Annotated in this window: 14 protein-coding genes and 1 pseudogene; 5 read left to right on the top strand and 10 right to left on the bottom strand. The window is 68.4% G+C overall.

Annotated features, from left to right (window positions below; all coding sequences use genetic code 11):
- Positions 1-32: 32 nt before the first annotated feature.
- From BI335_RS17355 to BI335_RS17370, 4 genes are all read right to left on the bottom strand, one after another.
- The gene (locus tag BI335_RS17355; protein WP_094432522.1) at positions 33-1,022 is read right to left on the bottom strand and encodes a malate dehydrogenase; all 990 of its coding nucleotides are present in this window, start codon (positions 1,020-1,022) and stop codon (positions 33-35) included.
- 143 nt (positions 1,023-1,165) lie between these two features.
- A complete protein-coding gene (locus BI335_RS17360) occupies positions 1,166-2,788 on the bottom strand; it encodes a solute symporter family protein (protein WP_094359981.1) in 1,623 nt (540 codons plus the stop codon).
- Positions 2,785-3,111, bottom strand: a complete 327-nt coding sequence (locus BI335_RS17365) for a DUF485 domain-containing protein (protein WP_229119677.1) — start codon at positions 3,109-3,111, stop codon at positions 2,785-2,787. Before BI335_RS17365 ends, BI335_RS17360 begins: the two co-directional genes overlap by 4 nt.
- 153 nt (positions 3,112-3,264) lie before the next feature.
- Positions 3,265-4,542 carry an MFS transporter gene (locus BI335_RS17370; protein WP_094405630.1) on the bottom strand — a complete coding sequence of 426 codons (1,278 nt, stop codon included), beginning with the start codon at positions 4,540-4,542 and terminating at the stop codon, positions 3,265-3,267.
- Between the two features lie 98 nt (positions 4,543-4,640).
- Between BI335_RS17370 and BI335_RS17375 the strand changes: the two genes are divergently transcribed.
- Positions 4,641-4,949 (top strand): ArsR/SmtB family transcription factor, encoded by a 309-nt coding sequence (locus tag BI335_RS17375; protein ID WP_094359987.1) that lies wholly within the window; start codon positions 4,641-4,643, stop codon positions 4,947-4,949.
- A gap of 10 nt (positions 4,950-4,959) precedes the next feature.
- On the opposite strand, the gene purU is transcribed toward BI335_RS17375, so the two are convergent.
- Positions 4,960-5,838, bottom strand: a complete 879-nt coding sequence (gene purU / locus BI335_RS17380; RefSeq protein WP_094405631.1) for a formyltetrahydrofolate deformylase — start codon at positions 5,836-5,838, stop codon at positions 4,960-4,962.
- 105 nt (positions 5,839-5,943) lie between these two features.
- Between purU and BI335_RS21595 the strand changes: the two genes are divergently transcribed.
- A complete protein-coding gene (locus BI335_RS21595) occupies positions 5,944-6,759 on the top strand; it encodes a hypothetical protein (protein ID WP_094432524.1) in 816 nt (271 codons plus the stop codon).
- A 9-nt stretch (positions 6,760-6,768) separates the two neighbouring features.
- Here BI335_RS21595 and BI335_RS17390 read toward each other — a convergent pair whose 3' ends face one another.
- The 3 genes from BI335_RS17390 to BI335_RS17400 all read right to left on the bottom strand — a co-directional run bounded on the left by BI335_RS17390 (position 6,769) and on the right by BI335_RS17400 (position 11,007).
- Complete coding sequence (locus tag BI335_RS17390) at positions 6,769-7,356, bottom strand: hypothetical protein (RefSeq protein ID WP_094359993.1); 588 nt, start codon at positions 7,354-7,356, stop codon at positions 6,769-6,771.
- A gap of 138 nt (positions 7,357-7,494) precedes the next feature.
- Positions 7,495-8,685, bottom strand: coding sequence for a nucleotide sugar dehydrogenase (locus tag BI335_RS17395; RefSeq protein ID WP_094432526.1), 1,191 nt, complete (start codon positions 8,683-8,685; stop codon positions 7,495-7,497).
- Positions 8,686-9,873: 1,188 nt separating this feature from the next.
- A complete protein-coding gene (locus BI335_RS17400) occupies positions 9,874-11,007 on the bottom strand; it encodes a GNAT family N-acetyltransferase (RefSeq protein WP_133626477.1) in 1,134 nt (377 codons plus the stop codon).
- A 117-nt stretch (positions 11,008-11,124) separates the two neighbouring features.
- On the opposite strand from BI335_RS17400, the pseudogene BI335_RS17405 reads away from it, so the two are divergent.
- From BI335_RS17405 to BI335_RS17415, 3 genes and pseudogenes are all read left to right on the top strand, one after another.
- Positions 11,125-12,487 (top strand): annotated as a pseudogene (locus BI335_RS17405) (hemolysin family protein); the annotation flags it as partial.
- Positions 12,488-12,533: 46 nt separating this feature from the next.
- On the top strand, positions 12,534-13,553 hold the full coding sequence (gene trpS, locus BI335_RS17410) for a tryptophan--tRNA ligase (RefSeq protein WP_324252526.1): 1,020 nt from the start codon (positions 12,534-12,536) through the stop codon (positions 13,551-13,553).
- A gap of 16 nt (positions 13,554-13,569) precedes the next feature.
- On the top strand, positions 13,570-14,808 hold the full coding sequence (locus BI335_RS17415) for a phosphotransferase (RefSeq protein ID WP_094405635.1): 1,239 nt from the start codon (positions 13,570-13,572) through the stop codon (positions 14,806-14,808).
- A gap of 190 nt (positions 14,809-14,998) precedes the next feature.
- On the opposite strand, the gene BI335_RS17420 is transcribed toward BI335_RS17415, so the two are convergent.
- Both BI335_RS17420 and BI335_RS22515 read right to left on the bottom strand, forming a co-directional pair.
- The gene (locus BI335_RS17420) at positions 14,999-15,937 is read right to left on the bottom strand and encodes a type IV toxin-antitoxin system AbiEi family antitoxin domain-containing protein (RefSeq protein ID WP_094432530.1); all 939 of its coding nucleotides are present in this window, start codon (positions 15,935-15,937) and stop codon (positions 14,999-15,001) included.
- A 210-nt stretch (positions 15,938-16,147) separates the two neighbouring features.
- The gene (locus BI335_RS22515; protein WP_094432532.1) at positions 16,148-19,591 is read right to left on the bottom strand and encodes an ExeM/NucH family extracellular endonuclease; all 3,444 of its coding nucleotides are present in this window, start codon (positions 19,589-19,591) and stop codon (positions 16,148-16,150) included.
- Positions 19,592-19,630 lie beyond the last annotated feature (39 nt).

Here is a 19,630-nt window from a genome sequence, read left to right on the forward strand (position 1 = left end):
CTTCCCGGGGTGTGGGGGAGCCCCCACGGTGCTCAGAGCAGGCCGAGGCTCTTCACGGTGTCGCGCTCCTCGGTGAGCTCGGCCACCGAGGCGTCGATCTTCCCGCGCGAGAATTCGTTGATCTCCAGGCCCTGGACGATCTGGTAGCTGCCACCGGAAACCGTGCACGGGAAGGAGGAGATCAGGCCCTCGGGGACGCCGTAGGAGCCGTCCGAGGGCACCGACATGGAGACCCAGTCGTTGCTCGGCGTACCGGCCACCCAGTCCCGCATGTGGTCGATGGTCGCCGAGGCGGCCGAGGCGGCCGAGGAGGCGCCGCGGGCCTCGATGATCGCCGCACCGCGCTTGGCCACGGTCGGGATGAAGGTGTTCTCGGTCCACTCCTGGTCGTTGACCTTCTCCGCGGCATTCTCACCGCCGACCTTGGCGTTGTAGAGATCCGGGTACTGGGTGGCCGAGTGGTTGCCCCAGATGGTCATGTTGGTGATCTCGGTGACCGGCACGTCGAGCTTCTCGGCCAGCTGCGAGATCGCCCGGTTGTGATCCAGCCGGGTCAGCGCGTTGAACCGCTCGCGGGGGATGTCCGGGGCGTTGTTCATCGCGATCAGCGCATTGGTGTTGGCCGGGTTGCCGGTCACCAGCACCTTGATGTCGTCCGCGGCGTTGTCGTTCAGGGCCTTGCCCTGCGGGCCGAAGATGCCACCGTTGTCCTTGAGCAGGTCGCCCCGCTCCATCCCCTTGCCGCGCGGCTTGGCGCCGACCAGCAGGGCGAGGTTGACCCCGTCGAAGACCTGGTTCGCGTCATCGCCGGTGACGATGTTGTTCAGCAGCGGGAAGGCGGAGTCGTTGAGCTCCATCACGACACCCTCCAGCGCCTTCAGCGCCGGGGTGACCTCGAGCAGGTGCAGGTCGACCGGCTGGTCCTTGCCCAGCAGGTCGCCGGCGGCGATGCGGAACAGCAGGCTGTAGCAGATCTGACCGGCGGCACCGGTGACCGCTACCTTCACGGGGGTCTTGCTCACGTTTTCTCCTTCTGGCGAACGGATGACTCGACCGACGCTATCAGTGTCGGTGCCCGGGTGTTCGTGGCGTACGCCACAGCGGAACCGACGCGAACGACCCCGCCCGGCGTGGCCGGACGGGGTCGTTGCGGACTACCGAGTGGTCAGTGGTCAAGCGCCTTGTGGGCGCCGGCACCGGTCATCGAGCGGACCTCCATCTCCGCCGACAGTGCGGTGTTGTCCTCCTTCGACAGCACCGAACCCAGCCAGCCGAGGAAGAAGCCGATCGGCACCGACACCAGGGCCGGGTTGTCCAGCGGGAACCAGGCGAAGTGCGCGTTCGGGAACATCGCGCTGGACAGCGGCTTGGTGCTGCCGATCATGCCGGACACGGCCGGGGAGAAGATGATCAGCACCAGCGAGGAGATCAACCCGCCGTAGATCGACCAGACCGAACCCTGGGTCTTGAATCCCCGCCAGTACAGGGAATACAGGATCGAGGGCAGGTTCGCGCTGGCTGCGATCGCGAAGGCGAGCGAGACCAGGAAGGCCACGTTCATGCTCTTCGCCGCGATGCCGCCGACGATCGCCAGGACCCCGATCACCAGCACGGTGATCCGGGCCACCCGGACCTCGGCGGCCGGGGTGGCCTGACCGTGCTTGATCACCGAGTTGTAGATGTCGTGCGCCAGCGAGGCCGAGGCGGTGATTGTCAGACCGGCCACCACCGCCAGGATGGTGGCGAACGCGACGCCGGCGATCAACGCCAGCAGGACGGTGCCACCGAGGGCGAAGGCCAATGCGGGGGCGGCGGCGTTCGCCTTGCCGGGCAGGGCGTTGATGGCGTCCGCGCCGACCATCGCGGCGGCACCGTAGCCGATCACGATCGTCATCAGGTAGAAGGCGCCGATCAGACCGATCGCCCAGGTCACCGAACGCCGGGCCTCCTTGGCGGTCGGCACGGTGTAGAAGCGCATCAGCACGTGCGGCAGGCCCGCCGCGCCGAGCACCAGCGCGATCGACAGCGAGATGAAGCCGAGCTTGTTGGTGCCGTAACGGCCCATCGGCTGGATCAGCTTCTCCCCGGTCCCGGGCTGGGTGGCATTGGCCCGGTCGATCGCGGCCTGGATGACCTGGCCGAGGTCGAAACCGTTCAGGGCCATCACCCAGATGGTCATCACCAGCACCCCGCCGACCAGCAGGATCGCCTTGATCATCTGCACCCAGGTGGTGCCCTTCATGCCGCCGATCAGCACGTAGGCGATCATCAGCAGGCCGACGATGCCGATCACGATGCTCTGCGCGGTGTCGCCCTGGACGCCGAGCAGCAGGTTGACCAGCGCGCCGGCGCCGGCCATCTGGGCGAGCAGATAGAAGAAGGAGACCAGCAGCGTGGAGATCGCCGCGGCCAGGCGTACCGGGCGCTGCTTCATCCGGAAGGACAGCACGTCGGCCATCGTGTAGCGACCGGTGTTGCGCAGCGGCTCGGCGACCAGCAGCAGGGCGACCAGCCAGGCCACCAGGAAGCCGATCGAATAGAGCAGGCCGTCGTAGCCGTAGAGGGCCACCGCTCCGGCGATGCCGAGGAACGAGGCCGCGGACAGGTAGTCACCGGCGATCGCGAAACCGTTCTGCCGGCCGCTGAACTGGGCGCCGCCGGTGTAGAAGTCACCGGCGCGCTTCTTGCCACCGGTGGACACCCGGATCACGATGGCCAGGGTGACCACGACGAAGGCGGCGAAGATCGCGATGTTGACCACCGGGTTGCCGAGCGAGGTCGGGTTCATGCCTTGCCCTCCGTCTCCAGCTGCTGCTTCAGCTCGTTCGCGACCGGGTCCAGCGACTTGTTGGCGTGCCGGATGTAGAGCCAGGTGATCACGAAGGTGGTGAGGAACTGGCCGAGGCCCAGCACCAGGCCGTAGGTGATCGCCGATCCGCCGATCCGGGTCGACATGAAGCCCTCCGCGTAGCAGGAGAGCAGCACGTAGACCAGGTACCAGAGGATGAAGAAGATCGTCATCGGGAACGCGAACCGGCGGAACCGGCTGCGCAGATCGGTGAATTCACTGCTGCGGGCCACCTCCAGGAAAGCTTCCGAGGTGGGCCCCACACGGGTGCCTCCCGGTGGCTGGCCAGTGGCTTCGGGGTCAGGCATTGGCATCCTCCCATTGGCATCGTTGCGCTCGGGCAGAGCTGCGCTGCTCACATGACACAGAACACAGTGACTCGGCAGCAGCAGATTCCATACCCGATCAAATCGTTATCAACCGGCCGGGGCTTCACCCCGGTGGCGGAACAGCAGCAGGCTGGCTGCCCCCAGGAGGAACACCACGGCGGCCGCGATCAGTGCGACGGTGTGCAGGGCGTCGGCGTACGCCGCAGCGCCACCGGAACCGCCGGCGGCCACCCGGTCGGCCAGCCCGGGATCGGCGATCCGGCCGCGGACCAGCCCGGCCAGCGCGGCGGCGTACGCGGCGACGGCGACCGCTTCGGAACCGATCCGGGCCAGGTTCAGCAACCCGGCCGCGGTCCCGCTGGAGCTCACCGGCACCTGGCTCAGCGCCTCCCCGTCGACGATGCCGAGCGGGAGCCCGAAACCCAGGCCGATCAGGATCATCGGGGCGATGATCAGCGCGACCGGTCGGCCGGGGGCGAGCGCCAGCATCCCCACCGCGCCGAGCACCAGGCAGCCGATCGAGACGGCGATCACCGTGCCGATGCCGATCCGCCGGTGCCGCATCGCCGCCGCGGTGAGGCTCGGGGAGAAGATCACCGGCAGGGTGGCCAGCAGCATGGTGGCCCCGGCCCGTCCGGGTGACCACCCGTGGATCGCGGCGAAGGCGGCCGGCAGATAGGTCAGGAAGGTCACGAAACCGACGGCACCGGCGACCGGGACGAGCACCATCGCGGTGAACCCGGGATTGCGCAGCAGCCCCGGATCGAACAACCGGCGGTCGGTGCCGCCGACCCGGACCCGGGGCAGCGTGCGCGAGCCGAGCAGGGCGACGGCCAGCACCGCCGCCGGGAACCAGAAGGTGCCGCGCCAGCCCGCCAGTTGCACGATGATTCCGCAGACCGTCGGGCCGAGGGCCAGGCCGAGACCGTTGATGGTGCCGAAGAGGGCGAACGCCCGGGCCCGTGCGGTGCCCTGCCAGGCGTTGGACAGGATCGCCGTCGCCCCGGTGAGGACCGCCGCGGCGCCCACCCCGGCCAGCACTCGGGCGGCGTCGAGCAGCAGCAGGGTCGGGGCGAGCGCGCTGCCGACCGAGGCGACCAGCACGATCGTGATCCCGGCGGTGAAGATCCGGTCCTGACCGAACCGGTCGGCCAGCGCACCCCAGACGATGGTCAGCAGGGCGAAGGCGACGTTGAACCCATTGACCACCCATTGCAGCGGCCCGGGGGAGCTGCCGAGTTCACCGGCGATCTGCGGCAGGGCCACCGCGGTACCGGCGATGGACAGCGGGATGACGAGTTGCGCGGCGAGGATCACCGGCAGGGCGAGTCGGGACCGGGCAGGGGTCGCGGTGGCGGTGGTCATGCTCCTCCTAGGTACGATAGGTGTCGTACCTAGGGTGTGGTCGCTGTTGGTACGATGTCAACCGTACCTAGGGATCTGCCTGATCAGGAGGTGTATCGATGACCGACGCCGAGGGGCACCCGGAGACCGCGGAGATGGAACTCGCCGAGGTGCTCGGCGCACTCGCCGATCCGCTGCGCCGCCGGGTGGTGACCACACTGATCGACGAACCCATCGACACCGAACGGACCTGCGCCAGTTTCGAGCTGGGGGTGTCGAAGTCGACCCTGACGCATCATTTCCGGATCCTGCGCGAGGCGGGGCTGGTACGCCAGGTCGACCGCGGCAACAGCCGCAAGGTCCGGTTGCGCCGGGCGGAGCTGGAGGAGCGCTTCCCGGGGCTGCTCGAGCTGCTGGCGAAGGGCTGAACCGAAACCGTCAGCGGAAGATGATCGTCCGCGCACCGTCCAGCAGGACGCGGTTCTCGGCGTACAGCTTGACCGCCTGGGTGAGGGTGCGGGATTCCTCGTCCTGACCGATCGCGACCAGTTGCTTCGGTGAGCGGGTGTGGTCGACGCGGACCACGTTCTGCTCGATGATCGGCCCCTCGTCCAGGTCGGAGGTGACGAAGTGCGCGGTCGCGCCGATCAGTTTGACCCCGCGCTCATGCGCCTGCCGATAGGGGTTGGCACCCTTGAAGCCTGGCAGGAACGAATGGTGGATGTTGATCGCCCGCCCGGCCAGCGCCTCGCAGAGCTCGGGGGAGAGGATCTGCATGTAGCGGGCCAGCACCACCAGCTCGATGTCGTGCTCGGCGACCGCCTCCAGCACCCGCCGTTCGAAGTCCGGTTTCGTCTCCGGGGTGACCGGGTGGTGTTCCAGCGGTACGCCGTAGAAGCGGGCCAGGTCGCCCAGGTCGGGGTGGTTGGCCAGCACCAGCGGGATCTGCACCGGCAGCCAGCCCGAGTGCTGCCGGAACAACAGGTCGTTCAGGCAGTGCGCCGCCTTCGAGGCCAGCACCAGGGTGCGCACCGGCCGGCCCACCACGTCGAGCTGCCAGTCGGCATCCAGCTCGGCGCCGAGCGGGGTCAGCGCCTGCTCGATCTCCGGCCGGTCGGCCTCGGTCTCCACCTGCAGGCGCAGGAAGAACCGGCCCTCGGCGTTCGCGAACTGCTGCAGTTCGGTGATGTTGCCCCGGGCCGCCAGCACCGCCGCCGAGACGGCGTTCACGATGCCGGGCCGGTCGTTGCAGACGAGGGTGATCACCCACTGGTCGTTCTGGTCGCCCGGGTGCCGACTGGTCGTTCCTGTGCTCACGACGCCCAACCATAGGGCCGGACCCGAACCGGCCCCGCCACGTCCGGACGTGGGCCCGGTGCCGCGATAACCTCGGCGCAGTGCCGTCGAGCCGAGGAGACAGCGATGAGCATGCCGCCGCAGGGCCCACCGTGGCCGCCCGGACCGAACGGACCGCAGGGACCGCAGGGACCGCAGGGGCCGTATCCGCCGGGCGGTGGCTACGGGCCACAGGGCCCGCCCCCCTCAGGCGGCTACCAGGGCCCGCCCCCGGGCTACCCGCAGCCGGGTCATCCGCCGCAGGCCGGCGGGCCGGCGTACCCGCCGTCACCGGCACCGAGGAAGAAGTCGAAGCTGCCGCTGATCCTCGGGATCGTGCTCGGCGCGATCGCCCTGGTGGTGATCGTGATCGTCGTCCTCACCATGACCGTGTTCAAGACGCCGACCCTGCCCGCCGACCGGACCCGCGACCTCGGTTCCGGGTTGTCGGTCGGGTCGGATCAGATGACCAAGGTCAACGAGACCTCCGCGCAGAAAGCTTTTCCTGGCAGCGATTCCTGCAGCGCGCCGAGCCGGGAGGCGCTGACCGCGGCCGCCCCGGTGGTGACCGCCGGCGGCAACGATTCGGTGATCACCGTCGCCCGCTACGCCGACGAGAAGAGCGCTGGTGCGGCGTACCAGACCCTCACCGGTGCGCTGAAGGACTGCAGCGCCAAGAACTACCGGATCAACCAGCCGAACCTGAACCGGGCGAACTCCAACGGTGCCAGCTACCAGACCTTCAGGCTCACCCCGGTCGGTGGCAGCTCGACCACGCCGCGGGACATCCTGATCATCGACTACGGCAACACCGTCGCCATCGCCACCAGCAACGCGCTCGGCGACCCGAAGACCACCGTCGACGGTTACACGAGGCGCTACAAGGAGGTCGCGAAGGGCTGACCGGCGGGGTCAGTCCGCCGGCGCCGGCAGCGAGACGACGGCGACCCGGTTGCCGAGCTCGTCGTTCAGCACCACGGTGACCGGCCCGGGCGGGGTGTCGAAGGCCACGATGCCGCCGACGGATTCGCCGGGTTTGAGCGTCTTGGAGGCCAGCACCGGTTCATTGCCGTCGGCGCCCATCGTCGGCACCATCACCTGCTGGTCCGCGGTCAGGGTGACGAAATAGAGCGGGTTGACCAGCACGGTGCCCTCGCGTGCGGTGAGCAGCACATCCAGCACCAGATAGCGCTGTTTGGGCGGCGCGGAGCCCTGCCCGTTGCCGGTGCGCTGCCAGGAGAACGTCTTCACCGCGAGCGTCCCCGCGCCCTCCTGCAGCCGGTAGTCGACCGGCGCCGGGCCGGGCAGCAGGACCCGGTTCTCGGTCGGCGTCGCGGTCGGGGTCGCGGTGCGCTGCTTCGGTGTCGGCGGGGCGACCGAGGCCCGGTTCGCCGAGGCCACCGAGGTCGGCCGTCCGGTCGCGGTGGCACCCGAGCCGCACCCACCGAGCAGCAGTACGCCGATCAGCGCGGTGGCGATGGTGGGCAGTCGGCGAGGCACCCATCGAGTCTGCCATCCACCGGCCACCGATCGCAGCCGACGAGCCGATGGTGCCCGGATCGGTACGCCCATCGAGTGGGCAGCCATGCGCAGCGGAGCGGAGCGGTGGCTGCCGTGTCGAGCTGAGTCGCGGGCCGCTCAGTCGTGGCCGAACAGGTCGCGGGTGTAGACCTTCTCGGCCACCTCCGCGAGCTCGGCCGCGGGCCGGTTCGCCACGATCACATCGGCGCGGTCCTTGAAGTCGGCCAGATCGCGGACCACCTCCGAGTGGAAGAACTCGGCCGACTCCAGGGTCGGTTCATAGACGATCACCGGGATGCCCTTGGCCTTGATCCGCTTCATCACCCCCTGCACCGAGGAGGAGCGGAAGTTGTCCGAGCCGGCCTTCATCGTCAACCGGTAGATGCCGACCACCCGCGGGTTCCGGGCCAGGATGTCGGAGGCGATGAAGTCCTTGCGGGTGGTGTTGGAGTCCACGATCGCGCGGATCAGGTTCTGCGGCACATCGGAATAGTTGGCCAGCAGCTGCCGCGTGTCCTTGGGCAGGCAGTAGCCGCCGTAGCCGAACGAGGGATTGTTGTAGTGGCTGCCGATCCGCGGATCGAGACCCACCCCGTCGATGATCTGGCGGGTGTCCAGGCCGTGGTTCACCGCATACGAGTCGAGTTCGTTGAAGAACGCCACCCGCATCGCCAGATAGGTGTTGGCGAACAGTTTGATCGCCTCCGCCTCGGTGGAGCCGGTGAACAGCACCGGCACCTCGTCGTCCTCCGCGGCCTCGATGAGCAGCTCCGCGAACCGGTGGGCCGACTCGGTGTCGGAGCCGACCACGATCCTGGAGGGGTGCAGGTTGTCGTGCAGCGCCCGACCCTCGCGCAGGAACTCGGGGGAGAAGATCAGGTCCTGGTCGGGATGCGCCTCCCGCAGCCGACGGGTGTGCCCGACCGGAACCGTCGACTTGATCACCACGGTCGCGTGCGGCGCGGCCTCGGCCACCTCGGCGACCACCTTGTCCACGCTCGAGGTGTCGAAGTAGTCGGCATCCGGGTCGTAGTTCGTCGGCGTCGCCACGATCACCAGCTCGGCATCGGCGTACGCCGCAGCGGCGTCGGTGGTGGCGCTCAGCCGCAGCTCGCCACCGGCCAGCAACTCGGCCAGCTCGGCATCCACGATCGGGGACCGGCCCGCGGCCACCGCGGCCACCCGCTCGGCGTCGATGTCCAATGCCGTCACCTCGTGCCGCTGCGCCAGCAGGGTTGCCAGGGACAGTCCGACATAGCCGAGCCCGACTACGGTGATGTTGAGCGGTGACCCGCCGACGATCCGCATGGTGCCGACACTATCCAACGCTCGGTGAACAGACGGTTACGCATCCGCCGATGATGCCCAATGCGCTGGGGTGCCGATCACTTAAATATCCGGATTCTTGATCCTGGTTTTGCGAAAGTTCCAGCTGTGACGCCCGCGGCGACTGCCGCTACAATTCCAAAGGCCCCGAAACGGATCATTGAATTCGCCAATTCACCTGAGGCGACTCCAATCACGACAGCAAGCAAGAAGAAGAAGGAGAGAAAGGCAACGGTGGCAGTCAAGAAGCGTCTAGTGAAACTATTTGGCCATGTAAAGCTTCGATGCTTTGATTTGTTTAGATCATTCACATGAATCCTCCTCTCAATGCTTGTGTATATAGATGATATTCTAATTGCAAGCCCTGGTCCAATCTACTGCCTGGCCTGCGGTCCAGGCGAAGCCTGCGCAGGCAAATCCTGCCATGAAGGTGGCAAGGGAGACTGCCCCACAAATCGCTCCTGACCCAATGTAGTACAGGTATGCAGCCACCCAAGCTTTCGGGCACTGCAGGCCGGGGCCAGACTCGAGAGTGGCTGACGACATGTCGGTAGCAGGCAGGATGTTGATAGCTATATCATCGCCCCCGCCGCGAATCTCAAACCTTTTCCCTTCCGTGTTCGATTTGAACTGAGCGGCACTCTCGTTCGTTGTCACAGCTGCCAGTTGCTCAATCTGTTGAGAGACATTCGCTTTGCCATAGATCTGTGAGAGTCCGTCGACCAATGCGCTTGACTCATTGAGTGTGCGCACTCGGTAGTCGAATGCATCTGGGTTGTCAGACTTTGCCTTTTAGATTGCTTGGCCAAGTGTCGATTTGTATCCTGCTTATTGACCACGTTAGGTGGTGTCTCGGTGGCCGTCAAGGCATGGATGAAAAGTTGCTAATTCATGAGATTCTCATCGAAACAAGGAGGGGGTGCACCTACGTATGGGGTGTGCGATCACGTTGCGCTCGTTGATCGGTTGGGTGCCAATACGCCGTGCCAGCAAGGTTGCCAGCCGACAGCCGAATAGCCGATGGTTGGCTGCCCCCTCGACACGCGGCCATTGCTCCGAAGGGTCCGCATGGTCGCTACTCGGGGGTCAAGAGGTGCGTTCATCTCGACACGCCCGGCGCTGCCTTGGTTCGCGGCGGCACCGCCGGGCTACTCGATGAACGTATCGCGCTCACCCCGCGTACCGGGAGAACACCAGCAGGTCATCGCGGCTGCCGTCGCGGAACCGTTCGGCACCCGTCAGCCAACCGGTCTCGGCGAAACCGGCGGCCAGGGCCACCCGTTGGGAGCCGGCATTGCCGCGGGCGCAGCGGATCGTCAGCGCCTGGTGCGGGCCGTCCGGGCCCAGGGCATAGGTGGCGACCGCATCCACTGCGGCGGCGGTCAACCGTCGACCGCGCGCATCCGGGTGGGTCCAGTAACCGAGCTCGCCGTGTGCCGCGTCGTCGCGCAGCCGGAACAGCGTGACCGCACCCAGGCAGCGATCCGTGCCGGTGTCGGCGACGCACCAGGTCCACTGGTCCTGCCGCGACTCACCCTCCCGGCACCAGTCCAGGAAATGCTCGGCCGCCGGCATTTCGTACGGGTACGGCAATTGCGGCATCCAGTGCTGGGTCTGCGGATCGCTGTTCGCCTCGACGATCCGCGGCAGATCGGCCTCGCTGAACGGTCGCAACCGCAGCCCGCGCTCGGCCAGGTCGAGCGTCGGCATCCGCGGTACGCCGCCCCGCGGATCGCCGGCGCGCAGGATCGCGATCCAGCTGTCGACCAGCTCACCACGCTGCCCGCAGTACCCGGGCAGCGTGCCCATCACCCGGAAGCCGAGCGACTCCGCCAGCCAGCGCGAGGGCCAGTTGCCGACGAACGCCAGCCAGGTCGCGGTCCGCGCCCCGGCTTCGTCGAACGCCCAGTCCAGCACCAGCCGGCAGCCGGCAGCCATGATCCCGCGGCCGCGGGCCGAGGGGTGCGCGGCCAGCCCGAGTGCCACCCGCCCCGGTACCTCGAAGCGCACGTCGATCGTGCCGCAGTAGCGGCGTACCCCCTCGATCTCCGCCTCCACCGCCCAACTCATCGTCCCGCCCGCGTCGACCCGGGTGGCGATGACCCCGAAGACGAAGTCCCGGGCGTCGGAATCGGCGTACGGCGTGGGCACCGTCGTCCAGCGCACCGTCTCCGGATCCCGGGACTGCTCGACCATCCCGGGCAGATCGGCCTCGGTGTGGGCGCGCAGCGTGACCCCGCGCTCGGTGTCGATCAGCGTCGGTACGGTGTCCGGCCAACCCTGGGGTGCCTGTTCGGTTGCCATGCTGTGATTCAATCGCACGCCGCCAGCGGTTATTCTTGGCGCCATGATCAGCGACCAGGAGTGTCATAGACCCGGTTCCGCCCAGAGCCTGACCGATGACGGGCCCGGGGTGGCCGCGTGCTGACCGATATCCTGCTGATCTTCGTCTTCATCGTCATCGGCGGCATCTTCGCCGGTGCCGAGATGGCGCTGGTCTCGCTGCGGGACAGCCAGATCAAACAGCTCGCCCATCGCGGCAAGCGGGGTGCCACGGTCGCCCGGTTGGCGGCGAATCCGAACACCTTCCTCTCCGCGGTCCAGATCGGGGTGACGCTGTCGGGTTTCCTGTCCTCGGCCTTCGGCGGCGCGACCCTGGCGAGTTCGTTGGCTCCCCAGCTGGTACGCCTCGGCCTGCCGGACAGTGCGGCGGACCTGACCGCGCTGGTGCTGATCACGATCGTCATCTCCTACTTCTCCATCGTGCTCTCCGAGCTGACCGCGAAACGGCTGGCGATGCAGCGCGCCGAGGGGTTCTCCCTCGCCCTGGCGCCGATGGTGAACGGCATCGCGACCGTGCTGAGGCCGGTGATCTGGTTCCTCGGCGTCTCCACCAACGTCGTCGTGCGGGTGCTCGGCGGTGACCCGCGGGCCGCCCGCGAGGAGGTCACCGACGAGGAGATCCGCTCGATGCTCGCCACCTCGCAGACGCTGGGCCCGGAGGAGCGACGGATCGTCGACGACGTCTTCGATGCGGGGGAGCGGTCGCTGCGCGAGGTGATGATCCCGCGCACCGAGGTCGACTTCATCGAAGGTGACCTGCCGGCGTACAAGGCGGTCCGGCTGATGGCCGACGCACCGCACAGCCGGTACCCGGTGATGCGCGATTCCGCCGACGACATCGCCGGTTTCGTGCACGTCCGCGACCTCTTCGACCCCGATGTCGCGACCCGCTCCACCCCGGTGATCGAGTACGCCCGGCCGGTGCTCGCCTTCCCCGAGACGGTCAAGGTGCTCTACGCGCTCAGCGAGATGCGCCGCAACGCCGCCCATCTGGCGATCGTCCGCGACGAATACGGCGGCACCGCCGGCATCGTCACCATGGAGGACCTGGTCGAGGAACTGGTCGGCGACATCACCGACGAATACGACGTGGTCACCCAGGAGGTGCCGGCCCCGGTGCACGAGCGCGTCGTCGACGGGTTGCTGTCGCTGGAGGACTTCGCCGACCAGACCGGGCTGCGGCTGGAGGAGGGCCCCTACGACACATTGGCCGGCTGGTTCATGGCCCGCCGCGGCCAGCTGCCGACCCTGGGCGCCGAACTCGAGACCGAGCTGATCCCGCTGGAGGACGCCGAGGTCGAGGAGCCGACCCCGCGGCGCTACCTGTTCACCGTCACCGACCTGGACGGCCGCCGGGCCGCCCGGATCCGGGTGAAGCGGCTGGAGAGCCCGCGCACCGACGCCCCGCGCACCGACCACCCGCGGACCGAGGGCTCGGCGACGAACTGATTGGCGACCCGGGCGGCGTACCCAGCAGAATGAGCAGCATGCAGAACGCCAAGCCCCGCGCCCTCTCCCTGGCCCAGCCCAGTGCCGACTCGATGCACCTGGGGAACTACCTGGGGGCGCTGCGGCAGTGGGTGGACATGCAGGACGAGTTCGAGGCGTTCTTCGGGGTGGCGAACCTGCACGCACTGAACGAGAACCCGAAGCCGGAGGTGCTGCGCGAACGCAGCCTGGTCACCGCCGCACAGATCATCGGCGCCGGGATCGACCCTGAGCGCTCGGTGGTGTTCGTGCAGTCGCAGGTGCCCGAGCACACCCAGCTGATGTGGGCGCTGGCCCCGCTGACCGGCTTCGGCCGCGCCGAGCGGATGACCCAGTTCAAGGACAAGGCGGCCCGGCACGGTGCCGACTCGGCGAATGTCGGGTTGTTCATCTATCCGATCCTGATGGCCGCCGACATCCTGCTCTACCAGGCCGACAAGGTGCCGGTGGGGGAGGACCAGCGCCAGCATCTGGAGCTGACCCGGGATCTGGCGGAGAAGTTCAACGGCAGCTACGGCGAGACCTTCGTGGTACCGGGCCCGCACATCCTCAAGTCGGTCGGCAAGATCCAGGATCTGCAGGACCCGCTGATCAAGATGTCCAAGTCCACCCCGTCGGTGAACGGCCGGATCGATCTGCTCGACGAGCCGAAGGTGATCACCAAGCGGTTCAAGTCCGCGGTCACCGATTCCGGTACCGAGATCCGTTTCGATGAGGCCACCAAGCCGGGGGTGTCGAATCTGCTGAACATCCAGGCGGCCATCACCGGTACGCCGATCGCGGAGCTGGAGCGGGACTACGAGGGCAAGATGTACGGCCATCTGAAGGTGGGTGTCGCCGAGGCCGTGCTCGATGTGCTGGGCCCGATCCGGGCCCGGACGATGGAGCTGCTCGACGACCGGGCCGAGCTGGAGCGGCTGCTCGACCGTGGTGCGGAGAAGGCACGCGAGGTCGCCGCCGCCACGTTGACCGATGTCTATGACAAGATCGGGCTGCTGCAGCCCCCGGCCCGGGGGTGAACGACCCGGAGAACAGATGAGCGCCACCCTGCACGACCCCGACGGCTCGCGGTTGTTGACCACCGATCAGGTGGCCCCACTGCTGGCCGCGGCGGTCTCGCACGCCGGCGGCACGCTGGTCAGCTGGTCGCTGGATCATGTGGACGCCAACCCCAGCCAGTCCACCACCGCGACCTACACCGCGGTCGTCGACTGGCCGTTCGGGCGGCGCAACGAGCTGCTCGGGGTGAGCGCCCGGGCGCATGGGCGTACGCCGACCGACGAGCGCGCGGAGATCTTCGCCGACGGTGATCGCGAGGCGGTGGTCTGGTTGTATCCGCGCGACCCGGATCTGCCGGGACTGGCGCGGGCGGCGTACCCGGAGGAGATGGCGAAGCTGCTGTCCGGTGTCGTCGGCGTACCGCTGCCCCCCGAACGCGTGCGGCTGGACATGATCGGTTATCGGCCCAGGCGGCGGGCGGTGCTGCGCGCCACCACCGAACTGCCCACCCCGCAGGGCCCGCGGCGCACCGTGTTCTATGTCAAGGTGCTGCGCGAGGCGCTGTTCGGCGAGGTGCGCCACCGCCACGAGATGCTGCGCGCGGCCGGGGTACCGGCACCGCGGGTCGCGGCCGCCACCGGTGACTGCCTGCTGGTGCTCGACGAACTGCCGGGAATCCCGCTGAGCAAGGCGATCTTCGATCCCGAACCGCCCTGCACCGCCGAGCAGCTGATCTGGGTGCTGGACTCGATGCCCCGGCAGGTCGCGGCGTTGCCGCGGCGGGCGCCCTGGTCGGATTCGGTGCGGCACTACGCCGAGATGGTCACCCAGGCGATGCCGACCCTGGAGCACCGGCTGCGCTGGCTGGCCGATGAGATCAGCAACGGGCTGGCCTCGGTGCCGCTCGGTGACGAACCCACCCACGGCGACTTCCACGAGGGGCAGATCCATGTGGCCGGTGGGCAGATCTGTGGGCTGCTCGATGTGGACACAATCGGCCCCGGTCGGCGCGCCGACGACCTGGCCTGCCTGGTCGCGCACCTGTCGACCGTGCAGCGGATGAACGCCCAGCAGGCCGCCCGGGTCCGGCACCTGCTCGCCACCTGGGTACCGGTCTTCGACGAGCGCGTCGACCCCACCGAACTGCGGCTGCGCGCCGCCGCCGTGGTGATCTCGCTCGCCACCGGCCCCTATCGCGGCCAGGAGCAGAACTGGCAGGCCGAGACCGTCGGCATCGTTGACGCCGCCGAGACCCTGGTCTCCCAGGTCCTCTGAGTTCGGGACCCCCGCTCATCGAGTAGCCCGCCATGCGGAGCGCCAGCGGAGCAATGGCGGGCGTGTCGAGATGAGGCGGCTGGTCGAGCGCAGCGATCTTGCACCCGTTCGGTCCACTGTGCACCCGTTCCTTGCGGGTGCAGTGGGTGCACGATGAACCGAACGGGTGCAAGATCGGCGATGCGGCTTTTCACGCCCCGGCGCGGAAGCCCAGCTGGCGGCCGCGGGTGAGCAGTTTGCGGAAGGCCTCGCGATCGTCGAGGTCGCGCCAGATCCACCGGATCACCCAGTACCCCTGGCGGCGCAGAGCTTCTTCGCGCTGCTTCTCGGACAGGATCACCTCGGAGATGTCCTGGCCCGGTTTCAGCATCCGGCCATACTTGATCTGTCCGTCGAACTCACCGACCACGCGGCAGTCGTCCCAGAGGAAGTCGGGGCGGGCCACGTAGTCGCCCTCCTCGTTGTAGATCTTCACCTGCAACCGTGGCGCGGGCACCCCGAGCTCATGCATCAGCCAGCGCGAGTGTGACTCACCGACCGACTCACTGGCCGCGTCCCCGAAGCGCACCACCTCGCGGGCCGTCACATTGCCGGGTGCCCGGTGCTCATCGAGGAGTTCGAGCACCTCGGCGCGGTCCAGCCCACGGGCCAGTGCCCTGTCGACGGCGGCAACGGCATGGATCGGAGGGAGTACGCGCGCCAGATCCATCACGGTCCAGGCGAGCGAGGTGATCGGTCCGTGCTCACCGGCCACGACATGGTCGGTCGGCACCCTGCCGCGGTGCAGATGCAGGGAGCCACCGACCTTGCCGCTGGCCCCCGGGCGGGTGATCTGCACCGGGCCGAGCATCGTGTCGGGCACCGGGAGATCGTGGGCCAGCGCCGCAGAGAGGTGGCTGAGACAGGCGCCCGGTCGTAATCGGGGCACCGTCGCTTCGATGCGCTGCAGGTGCTCGAGTTCCTTGGCGGTTCGGGCACCTGGCCCGGCATCGGACGAGCTGGCACCGTCCGACTCGGGGGTGCGATAGACACCGCGGCGCACCTGGATGAGCCTGCCCGCGGCGACCTCGATCCTGATCTCATGGGGTCGAAGCCCCTTGGCCGCGAGCTCTTTGCTGGTGATGAACATCCACCCAGCCCAGCGCAACTCCGGCGCCGATGGGGCGGTGGGACGGGTTTCGGCCCGAAATCTGTGGACAACTTCTGATCTTGCACCCGTTGGGTCCACTGTGCACCCAATCCTCGCGCGTGCAGTGGGTGCACGATGAACCGAACGGGTGCAGGAACGAACGGGCCCCGGAACCGATTGGTCCCGGGGCCCGCTCAGCGCGTCAACGGTTCAGCCGCTGATCCCGCGTGCGGAGTTCCAGGTGATCGTGCCGCCCTGGAAGTTCTGCTTGCACTCCCAGGCGCCGTTCACCGGCCCGCAGACCTCCCGGAAGGTCGGGTAGCCGTAGCGGCCGGTCTCCCAGCCGGTGGAGCCCCAGTAGTCACCGATCAGGCCCCAGGTCGCCCAGGCGCCGGAGTAGGGCGAGTAGTGGATCATCCCGCCCTGGAAGCGCTGGGCGCAGCCGCCGTCACGCAGGCCGCAGAACTCGCCCTCGATCGGGTAGCCGAGCTGGCTGGTCTCCCAGCCCAGCTGGGCGTACCGGTCGTAGATCGCGCCGTAGACCGGCTGCGCACCGGTGGCCGGGCTCCAGGCGATCAGCCCGCCCTGGAAGCGCTGGGTGCAACCACCATCGCGCAGCCCGCAGATCTCATCGCCGGTCGGGTAGCCGAGGATGCTGGTCTCCCAGCGCATGCTCGCGTACCGCTCCCCGATGGCACCCCAGACCGGATGCGCACCGGTCGCCTGGGTGAAGTAGATCAATCCGCCCTGGAAACGCTGCGCGCAGCCACCATCACGCAGCCCGCAGAACTCGTCCGAGGTCGGGTAGCCGAGCTGGCCGGTCTCCCAGCCGAGGCTGGCCCACTTGTCCAGGATCGCGCCCCGCACCCACTGCGGAGCGGTGGAGTTCGAGTCGTAGATCCCGCCGCCCGCGAAGTAGCGGAAGCAGCCGCCGTCGCGGAGCCCGCAGTTCTCCGGTCCCCGGGCCGGACCGACCGGTCCCTGCTCGCCGCCGAGCGACTTCCACTTGGCGGTGATCGGCGAGTCCGGCGTGGGCGTCGGCGTCGGGGAGGGCGTCGGAGTCGGCGTGGGCGTCGGGGTCGGTGTCGGCGTGGGTGTCGGGTTCGGACCACCGGCCGCCTGCAACCCGACCAGCGCCGGGTCGTGATCGGAGGCCGCCCAGACATCGGGGGTGTAGAAGTCGGTCACGTTGTAGTTGCGCCGCGAATACTGCATCGCCACCGACTCCGCGGCGTTGATCGCCCAGATCCCGGCACCGGAGACCAGTTTCTGGGCCTCGGCATTGGCGAAGATGTGGTCCAGCGAACCGACCCGGCCACCGAACTGGTAGGTCGGCTCATCGGGGTTCTCGACGTTCTTGTATCCCGCCGCCTCGATGATCTGGACCGGTTCCTCCTTGCTGTAGGAGTTGAAGTCACCGATCAGCAGCACCGGCTTGCCGGCGAAGGTCTGCTCCGCCCAGCCGGTCACCGCGGTCGCCTGCTCCTTGCGGGCCGGGTTGGAGTTGCCCTGCCCGGTGCCGTCGTCGGGGCCGGAGCCCTTGGACTTGAAGTGGTTCGCGATCGCGACGAAGTTCAGCGAGGTGCTGGTCGAGCGGAACTCCTGCGCCAGCGGGTAACGGGCGTTGGCGAACGCATCGTCCAGCTGGATCTGCGAGGCCCCGACCGGGGCCACCTTGCCCTTGTTGTAGATGAACGCGGTCCGGATCACGTCCTCACCGCTGGGAGTGACCAGCGGGCTCGGTACCGCGGCCCAGTTGCCACCGGCGGCGTTCAGCTGCTCCACCAGGTGGTTCAGGGTGTAGTCCCGGTCGCGCTTGATCCAGGTCAGCCCGGCCGAGTTCTCCACCTCCATCAGCCCGATGACATCGGCCCCGGAGGTGTTGATCGCCTTCACCACCTTGTTCTGCTGATCGGTGAACGCGCTCGGGGTCCAGGCGCCACGCACCTCGCAGTCCCGCGCGGTGACCGGCGTACCGTTCCGGTCGGTGTAGGCGTTGCACGGCTTGACCGCGTTCTCCTGCTCACCCAGATCGGTGAAGTAGTTGAGGATGTTGAAGGTGGCGACCTTCAGCTCGCCGGGAACCTGCGGCGGCGCGGCCGGCCGGTCGTTCTCGCTGGTGATCGGGATCAGGTCCGAGCCACTGCCGACGACCTGCCCGGTCGGCTGGAAGTTCCACTGGAAGCGATAGTCCAGGATCACCGGTTTGGTGAACTCCAGCTGCGAGCCGACCCGGCGCGGGGTCTCCTGCGACAGGTAGGGCAGCGGCGATCCCTTCGCGGTGGCATTGGTCTGGTAGTTCCAGCTGGAGCCGTCGTCGAGGGTGATCAGCTTCTTCACCTGCTCGGCCTCGTACGCCGCCGCCTGCTGGTAGGGCACCCGGTCGGTCGGGGTGTAGAGCGGCTTGTCGCCGAACGCCATCCCGAGCTGGCCGAACTGGTTCAGCTGGTAGTTGTCGGAGATCGTGTACGTCCCGGCGGGCTGCACCAGCATCCCCTCGTACGCCTCCTTGTCGGCATCGGTGACCGGCAGGGTGGCCAGCGGCGTCGGTACCACCGGCGCACAGCCCTCCACCGCGGACAGCGTGATCCCGGTCAGCTCGGTCAGCGACTGGGCGCCGCTGGTCGCGCTCCCCGGGTATTCGGTCACCTTGCCGGTGACGTCGTAGCAGCGGCCGACCGCGACCGAGGTGTTGCCGAACGCGAACACTCCGTCCGAGGCCTGGCCGGCGGCCTTCGGCGTACCGCCGGAACCCGGGGTCTGCAGATAGAAGCCGTTGAAGCCACCGGTCGGGTAGTTGGCGGTGACCACCCCGCGCACGGTGACGGTCTGGTCCACCAGCGGCGAACGGTCACCGGGGCCCTGTACCTCGGCGATCGGCACCGGTGCACCCGGGGTGACCGGGGCCGTCGGGGTGGCGGTCGGGCTGGCCGTCGGTGTCGGGGTGGTGGTCGGCGGGGGCGTGCTGCCACCGCCGTTGGTCGGGCTCGGGTCACCGGTCCGGAAGTCGGCGGCATTGTTGTCGGTGTCCTCACCCGGGACGGTCCGGAACGCCGAGGTGGAGTTGGTCAGCGCCGGGGTGGCCGCACCCTCGAACCGGCTGGCGGTGCCGTAACCGACCAGGTCCACCACCGCACCGGCGGCATCGGTCAGCTGCACCGCGCCACTGGACGCCGACATCGCGAGCCCACAGGTCACCTCCGGGGTCGGCAGCGCCGCACCCCCACCGGTGCCGGCGGCCTGCTGGGTGAGGAAGTACGCCGTCGGCTGCACGGTGCCGGTCAGCGTGCAGGTGCCACCGGAGCCGCCGCTGGCGGAGAAGTATTCGAGCTTCCACCCGGTGACGTCGATGGCGGCGGCCGTCGGGTTGTAGAGCTCGATGAAGTCGTTCTTCAGCGGGGCACCGGAGTTGCCGCCGCCGCCGTAGACCTCGTTGATCACCAGGTGATCGCTGGCCTTCGGGGCTGCCGGGGCCGCCGGGGCCGCAGCGGTGCCGCCGGTCGAGGTCGGGTTCGGAGTGGGCTGTGGCGCGACCGGTGCGGCGTACGCCGGTGTCGCGACCAGGGCCGAACCGGCACAGAGCAGGCTGGCCACCGCCGCGAGCGCCGCGCGCGGTCTGATCCGCGTCGTGGGTCGGATCCGTGACTTGGTCATGGGTGAGGGCTCCCCGGGTCTGGTGGATGGGCGTGGAAC

Origin of the sequence: Enemella evansiae (assembly GCF_002250705.1) — a bacterium.
Lineage (GTDB): Bacteria > Actinomycetota > Actinomycetes > Propionibacteriales > Propionibacteriaceae > Enemella > Enemella evansiae.

Coding starts and splice junctions, on each gene's coding strand:
- BI335_RS17360 (WP_094359981.1), bottom strand. CDS start 2,788: ATGAACCCGACCTCGCTCGGCAACCCGGTGGTCAACATCGCGATCTTC.
- BI335_RS17370 (WP_094405630.1), bottom strand. CDS start 4,542: ATGACCACCGCCACCGCGACCCCTGCCCGGTCCCGACTCGCCCTGCCG.
- BI335_RS17375 (WP_094359987.1), top strand. CDS start 4,641: ATGACCGACGCCGAGGGGCACCCGGAGACCGCGGAGATGGAACTCGCC.
- BI335_RS21595 (WP_094432524.1), top strand. CDS start 5,944: ATGAGCATGCCGCCGCAGGGCCCACCGTGGCCGCCCGGACCGAACGGA.
- BI335_RS17395 (WP_094432526.1), bottom strand. CDS start 8,685: ATGCGGATCGTCGGCGGGTCACCGCTCAACATCACCGTAGTCGGGCTC.
- BI335_RS17400 (WP_133626477.1), bottom strand. CDS start 11,007: ATGGCAACCGAACAGGCACCCCAGGGTTGGCCGGACACCGTACCGACG.
- trpS (WP_324252526.1), top strand. CDS start 12,534: ATGCAGAACGCCAAGCCCCGCGCCCTCTCCCTGGCCCAGCCCAGTGCC.
- BI335_RS17415 (WP_094405635.1), top strand. CDS start 13,570: ATGAGCGCCACCCTGCACGACCCCGACGGCTCGCGGTTGTTGACCACC.
- BI335_RS17420 (WP_094432530.1), bottom strand. CDS start 15,937: ATGTTCATCACCAGCAAAGAGCTCGCGGCCAAGGGGCTTCGACCCCAT.
- BI335_RS22515 (WP_094432532.1), bottom strand. CDS start 19,591: ATGACCAAGTCACGGATCCGACCCACGACGCGGATCAGACCGCGCGCG.